This is a genomic window from Pseudomonas sp. 05N434, assembly GCF_056396965.1.
On sequence record NZ_JBFTMK010000291.1, the window covers coordinates 1 to 6,344 of the forward strand.

7 protein-coding genes are annotated in these 6,344 nt (G+C 60.6%); 6 read left to right on the forward strand and 1 reads right to left on the reverse strand.

The window, feature by feature from the left end; genetic code table 11:
* The first annotated feature begins 209 nt into the window (after nt 1–209).
* Entirely contained in the window at nt 210–1,109 is a 900-nt protein-coding gene (locus AC1DLB_RS18205) for a polysaccharide deacetylase family protein (RefSeq protein ID WP_477745582.1), read from the forward strand.
* 77 nt (nt 1,110–1,186) lie between these two features.
* Nucleotides 1,187–1,438 (forward strand): DUF1652 domain-containing protein, encoded by a 252-nt coding sequence (locus AC1DLB_RS18210; RefSeq protein WP_018927997.1) that lies wholly within the window; start codon nt 1,187–1,189, stop codon nt 1,436–1,438.
* Between the two features lie 158 nt (nt 1,439–1,596).
* Here the strand turns inward: AC1DLB_RS18210 and AC1DLB_RS18215 are convergent, their stop codons facing one another.
* Entirely contained in the window at nt 1,597–2,484 is an 888-nt protein-coding gene (locus tag AC1DLB_RS18215; RefSeq protein ID WP_111453841.1) for a LysR family transcriptional regulator, read from the reverse strand.
* A gap of 129 nt (nt 2,485–2,613) precedes the next feature.
* Here AC1DLB_RS18215 and AC1DLB_RS18220 point away from each other — a divergent pair, with 129 nt between their 5' ends.
* The 4 genes from AC1DLB_RS18220 to AC1DLB_RS18235 all read left to right on the forward strand — a co-directional run bounded on the left by AC1DLB_RS18220 (nt 2,614) and on the right by AC1DLB_RS18235 (nt 6,123).
* The gene (locus tag AC1DLB_RS18220) at nt 2,614–3,762 is read left to right on the forward strand and encodes a muconate cycloisomerase family protein (RefSeq protein ID WP_064617049.1); all 1,149 of its coding nucleotides are present in this window, start codon (nt 2,614–2,616) and stop codon (nt 3,760–3,762) included.
* Between the two features lie 10 nt (nt 3,763–3,772).
* On the forward strand, nt 3,773–4,063 hold the full coding sequence (catC, locus tag AC1DLB_RS18225) for a muconolactone Delta-isomerase (RefSeq protein WP_007936026.1): 291 nt from the start codon (nt 3,773–3,775) through the stop codon (nt 4,061–4,063).
* Nucleotides 4,064–4,114: 51 nt separating this feature from the next.
* Complete coding sequence (gene catA, locus AC1DLB_RS18230; RefSeq protein ID WP_018927994.1) at nt 4,115–5,044, forward strand: catechol 1,2-dioxygenase; 930 nt, start codon at nt 4,115–4,117, stop codon at nt 5,042–5,044.
* 119 nt (nt 5,045–5,163) lie between these two features.
* Nucleotides 5,164–6,123: an AraC family transcriptional regulator gene (locus AC1DLB_RS18235; RefSeq protein WP_477785394.1), complete on the forward strand. Its 960-nt coding sequence runs from the start codon at nt 5,164–5,166 to the stop codon at nt 6,121–6,123.
* Nucleotides 6,124–6,344: the final 221 nt, after the last annotated feature.

Genomic DNA, 6,344 nt, shown 5'->3' on the forward strand with positions numbered 1-6,344 from the left:
CATCCCCAAAGCCCCGCCAATTGATGGCGGGGCTTTTTAGTTCTTGTAGCTTGAAATGCAATCACCTGGGGAGCAGGCGCTGGAACCAAACACTGTGTACCCTTATCCAACCTCGGCTCGCAGCGATTGGCGGGCCGGTCGAAGGATGAATGGGCGAGGGGTTTTTGCCATTAAACGTGACGGTCGCAAGGTCTGGCCCAAGGCAAAACATGAAGCAGTTGATCAAGGTTCTATCCGTATTCGCCATCGCCGTCGGCCTGTTTGGCTGCATCGCCGCGCCCATTGAGATGACGCCGCAGACGCAACAGCGTCTGCAAGCGCAGGCGCCGATCCGCTTTCTGCTGACCTTCGACGACGGGCCCAGCGCGTCCGGTTTTTACAACCCGACCGCCACTGTACTCGACAGCCTGGCGCACAATCCGCTGCAACCGGACATCAAAGCCGTGTTCTTCGTGCAGACCCGAGCCTCGGGCGCCGGCGGCAGTGACGTGGGGCGCCAACTCATGCGGCGCGAACAGGCCGAAGGTCACCTGTTGGGCTTTCACACGGCCACTCCCCACCACACCAACCATCGCTCCCTGGAGCCGGAACAACTGGAACAGTCGCTGACCAACGGCAGCGCAGACATCGCCGCGATCACTGGCACTCCACCGAACCTGGTGCGTCCGCCGTTCTGGAACTACGACAAACGCACCTTCGCCGCCTACCAACAGCATGGCATGCATGTACTGCTGACCGACCTGAGCGCCAATGACGGCAAGATCTGGGGCTTCAACGCCAGCCCTCGGCGGCGGGCCAATATGTTGCGGCAGCTGTCGGAAGTGCGCGAGCGCATCGCCCTTGGCGAGTTGCCGACGGTGGACGGGGTGATCCCGGTGGTGGTGACCTTTCACGACCTCAACCGCTACACCGCCCGGCATGCCCGCGAATACCTGCAAATCCTCCTCGACAGTGCCAACGCCACCGGTCTGGCCACGGCGCAGAAACCGTTTTACGACGACACGGCAGCGCTACAGCGGGCGGCCATGGCGCGCACCGTCAAGCAGAGTTCCGAGCCTGTTCGTTTGCCGGGGATCTGGAATTGGATATGGGATGGGGATGCTCACTGAACCCGCTGGCGCATTGCGCAAGCTGGACTAATCTCAGTGGATCCAATCGGAAAACCGTCCATGGAGGGGCGTCTGTCATGGTTTCAATTGAGCAGCTTTGCCAGATTGTCGAGTCCGGTTTCAAGCCGCTCTCCTGCGAATGCACCGTGAACCATGATGAAACCTTGCGGATCAAGGTTTTCGATCAGAGCACCGGGCGGATTGAGTTGTTGATCACCGGCGTATCCCCCGACAAACTGATCAGTGTTCGCGATATTTCCAACCTGATTGGCGAACTTCGTACAGAAATGCGTGCCGGTCGCCGAGCGTTCGCCGGTGTCGTGGCCTAACCGCGACTTCTTGTAGCAGCTGCCGAAGGCTGCGTTCGGCTGCGTAGCAGTCGTAAAATCGGAGATCGCGATACATCAGGCAGACCGCATTAGCCGGATTCACGACCGCTACGCAGCCTCGCTGGGGCTCGACAGCTGCTACGGATTGCATTTACGGCTCAACTGTCGCGCGGCAGCAGTTCATCGATCATCTGCAAGCAATGATTCAACCCCGGCGACACATCGCCCACGCGCCTGCTGAGAATAATCGGCGAGATCGCGTTGTCTTCCAGCACCGGAGTGAAGCCAATGTCGTCGCGGTGCAGCAACTGCACCGAGGCCGGTACCAGCGTCACCCCGATTCCCGCCCCCACCAGACCAATCGCCGTTTGCAGCTCGTTGGTCCATTGCGCCACCTTGATGTGCACGCCACTGGCTTCGAACAATGCGATCACGTGGTCGGCGTAACTCGGGCGCGGGTTGCCGGGATAGAGCACAAAGGGTTCCTTGGCCAGTTCCCGAAGGCTGATGGGCCTGGCGAGGAGCGGGTGGCCGGCGGGGAGGGCGGCCACCAGTCGGTCTTCGGTGAGCACGGTCTGCAGGATGGCCGGGTCGTCGATGCGGATGCGCCCGAAGCCGATATCGATACGCCCGGCCTTGAGCGCCTGCACCTGTTGCAACGTGGTCATTTCCGAGAGCCCCAATTCCAGCGCCAGAGGCTCGCCGCTGCGCAACCGGCGAATCAGTTCCGGCAGCACGCCATAGAGGGTCGAGGGCGCAAAGCCGATGCCCAGCCAGGTCTTTTCGCCCAGGCCGATCCGCCGCGTGTTGTCGCAGACCTTGCCCAGTTGTTCGAGCAGGGCGGTGGAGTGTTCATGGAAAAAACGCCCGGCGTCGGTCAGCTTCAACGGTCGGCCGCGCTCCAGCAGCAGTACCCCGAGTTCGTCTTCCAGCTGCTGGATCTGCCGGCTCAGCGGCGGTTGGGCGATGTGCAGCAGTTCGGCGGCGCGGGTGAAGTTGAGGGTTTGAGCCAGCACCTGAAAATATCGCAGGTGACGCAGTTCCATGGGGCCTCCGGACGTCGATCTGTTAAATACCTTTAAGGTATCGAGTCAGACCAATTCTATATTGGCTTCCCGAAAAAAGCCGTACCAGAATCGGTTCCAGAACTTTAAGAACCTGACGGGTATCGCGACATGCTTGCAACAGCCATTGAATCGATCGAGACGATCATCGTCGATCTGCCGACCATTCGCCCACACAAGCTGGCGATGCACACCATGCAGAACCAGACCCTGGTGATCATTCGGGTGCGCTGTGCCGATGGCATTGAGGGTATCGGTGAGTCGACCACCATCGGCGGCCTGGCCTACGGCAACGAAAGCCCGGACAGCATCAAGACCAACATCGACAAACACTTCGCGCCACTGCTGATCAGCCAGGACAGCGGCAATGTGAATGCCGCGATGTTGCGCCTGGAGCGCAGCATTCGTGGCAACACCTTCGCCAAATCGGGTATCGAAAGCGCCTTGCTCGACGCCCAGGGCAAGCGCCTTGGCCTGTCGGTCAGTGAACTGTTGGGCGGACGGGTTCGCGATGCATTGCCGGTGGCCTGGACCCTGGCCAGCGGCGACACCGCCAAGGACATTGCCGAAGCGGAAAAAATGCTCGACCTGCGCCGCCACCGGATCTTCAAGCTGAAAATCGGCGCCGGAGAGGTCAACCGCGACCTGGCTCACGTTATTGCGATCAAAAAGGCCTTGGGCGATCGCGCCAGCGTGCGGGTCGATGTCAATCAGGCCTGGGACGAAGCAGTCGCTCTGCGGGCCTGCCGGATCCTCGGCACCAACGGCATCGACCTGATCGAACAACCGATCTCGCGCAATAACCGCGCCGGGATGGTGCGCCTGAATGCCATGAGCCCGGCGCCGATCATGGCCGATGAATCCATCGAATGCGTGGAAGATGCCTTTAACCTGGCACGGGAAGGCGCCGCTTCGGTGTTCGCTCTGAAAATCGCCAAGAACGGCGGCCCGCGCGCCGTGCTGCGAACCGCCGCGATTGCCGAGGCGGCCGGTATCGGCCTGTACGGCGGCACCATGCTCGAAGGCGGAATCGGCACGCTGGCCTCGGCCCATGCCTTTGTCACACTGAATACCTTGAGCTGGGATACCGAATTGTTCGGCCCGCTGCTGCTGACCGAAGACATCCTCAGCGAGCCCTTGGTCTACCGCGATTTCCAACTGCACGTCCCGTCAACACCGGGGCTGGGCCTGACCCTGGATGAAGAACGCCTGGCGTTTTTCCGTCGGGACAAAAGTTCCACTGTCGTTCATCAAGCCTGAGGAGGGCATCATGCTGTTTCACGTAAAAATGACCGTGAATTTACCGGTCGACATGAACCCGGAGCGCGCCGCTCAGCTCAAGGCAGACGAGAAAGCCCTGGCCCAGCGCCTGCAAGAGCAAGGCAAGTGGCGTCATCTGTGGCGCATCGCCGGGCTCTATGCCAATTACAGCGTGTTCGATGTCGACAGCGTTCAGGAACTGCACGACCTACTGATGCAATTGCCGCTGTACCCGTACATGGCCATCGAGGTCAACGCGCTGTGCCGGCATCCTTCTTCCATTCGCGAGGATGACCGCTGAACCCAGCCTGTTCAGTTCGCTACGCTAATAATTACAAGATGAGGATCCACCATGAACGTCAAGATTTCCCACACCGCCAGTGTCCAGAAGTTTCTCGAAGAAGCCAGCGGCCTGCTCAACGAGGCCGGCGATCCGCGGGTCAAAGCGCTGGTTTACCGCATCCTGCGTGATTCGGTGAACATCATCGAAGACCTGGCCGTGACCCCGGAAGAATTCTGGAAAGCCGTCAATTACCTCAACGTGCTGGGCGCGCGGCAGGAGGCCGGTCTGTTGGTTGCCGGGCTCGGTCTTGAGCATTACCTCGACCTGTTGATGGATGCCGAAGACGAGCAGGCCGGCAAATCCGGCGGCACCCCGCGGACCATCGAGGGGCCGCTGTATGTGGCGGGTGCACCGCTGTCGCAAGGCGAAGCGCGTCTCGATGACGGCGTCGATCCGGGTGTGACTCTGTTCATGCAGGGCCGGGTGTTCAATACCGCTGGCGAACCGCTGGCCGGGGCGGTGGTGGATGTCTGGCACGCCAACACCGGCGGCACCTATTCGTACTTCGACACCACCCAGTCCGAGTTCAACCTGCGTCGCCGGATCGTCACCGATGCCGAGGGCCGTTATCGCTTCCGTAGCATCGTGCCGTCGGGCTACGGCTGCCCGCCGGATGGTCCGACCCAGCAACTGCTCAATCAACTGGGCCGTCATGGCCAGCGGCCGGCGCACATTCACTTCTTTATTTCGGCACCGGATCATCGTCACCTGACCACCCAGATCAACCTCGATGGCGATCAGTACCTGCATGACGATTTCGCCTACGCCACCCGTGACGAACTAATCGCCAAGATCACTTTCAGCGACGATCCGCAGCGTGCGGCGGCCCATGGTGTGAGCGGTCGTTTTGCCGAAATCGATTTCGATTTCACCTTGCAGTCGTCCGCCCAGCCTGAGGAGCAGCAACGTCACGAGCGGGTCCGCGCACTCGAGGACTGATGCCCTCGACCCGCCGAACCGGGCCGCGAGATAACCGACCGTTTATCTCGTGGCCTTCTGTGTTTCGGGCAGTACCCTAGAATGGCGGCGCCACCGATAACAACAATGAGAGTGAACCGATGATGCAAGCGCAATTGTTGAGTCATCGCAGCAGAATCTTCGACCATGCCGACCCGTATGCGGTGTCGGGCTACGTCAATCAGCATGTCGGCAACCATTGCCTGCAGATGCCCAGGGCCGGCCGGCCGCTGGCCAGCCTCGATCATCGCAAGTTTGCCAGCCTTGATCTGTGCCGCATCAGTTATGGCGCCAGCGTGCGGGTTACCTCTGGCGCGCTGGACAGCATCTATCACTTGCAAGTGCTGTTGCGCGGCAATTGCCTGTGGCGTGGCCACGGTCAGGAACATTACTTCGCGCCCGGGGAGTTGCTGCTGATCAACCCGGACGATCCGGTGGATCTGACCTATTCCAGTGATTGCGAAAAATTCATCCTGAAAGTCCCCACCCGGCTGTTGGAGTCGGTGTGCGAGGAGCAGCGCTGGCGGTATCCGGGGCAGGGCGTGCGGTTTCTGGAAAACCGTTATCAGCTCAATCAACTGGAAGGTTTCGTCGGTCTGCTGGCGATGATTTGCCAGGAAGCTGAGGCTTCCGAGCCGATTCCTCGCGTGCAGGAGCACTATGCGCAAATCGTGGTCAGCAAGATGCTGGGCCTGATGAAAACCAACGTCATGCGCACCGATCCCGGCTCAGCCTCGGCCACGTTCGAGGCGCTGGTCGATTACATCGCCTGTAACCTCAAGCAAGACATCGACAGCGAAGAACTGGCGCGCCAGGCGCGGATGAGCCTGCGTTCGCTGTATGGGCTGTTCGAACGCAATGCGGGGGACACGCCGAAAAACTACATCCGGCAGAAGAAGCTCGAGCGTATTCACGCCAACCTGAGCGACCCGACCTGCAACGTGCGCAATGTCACGGAGGTGGCCATKGATTACGGCTTCCTGCACCTGGGCCGGTTCTCCGACAGCTACCGCAAACAGTTCGGCGAATTGCCTTCCGACACCCTCAAGCGCCGTCATTGATTGCCAAGACGTTTGACGAATAACCTGTGGCGAGGGGGCTTGCTTGTGGCGAGGGGGCTTGCCCCCGTTCGGCTGCGCAGCAGTCGTAAATCCTGCCGACGCGGTGTGCCTGACAGAATGCCGGGGGCCGCTTCGCAGCCCAGCGGGAGCAAGCTCCCTCGCCACATTGGCAATCATCAACAACCGACCGCCCCTTGCACAAAACGGATACAGGTCTGCAC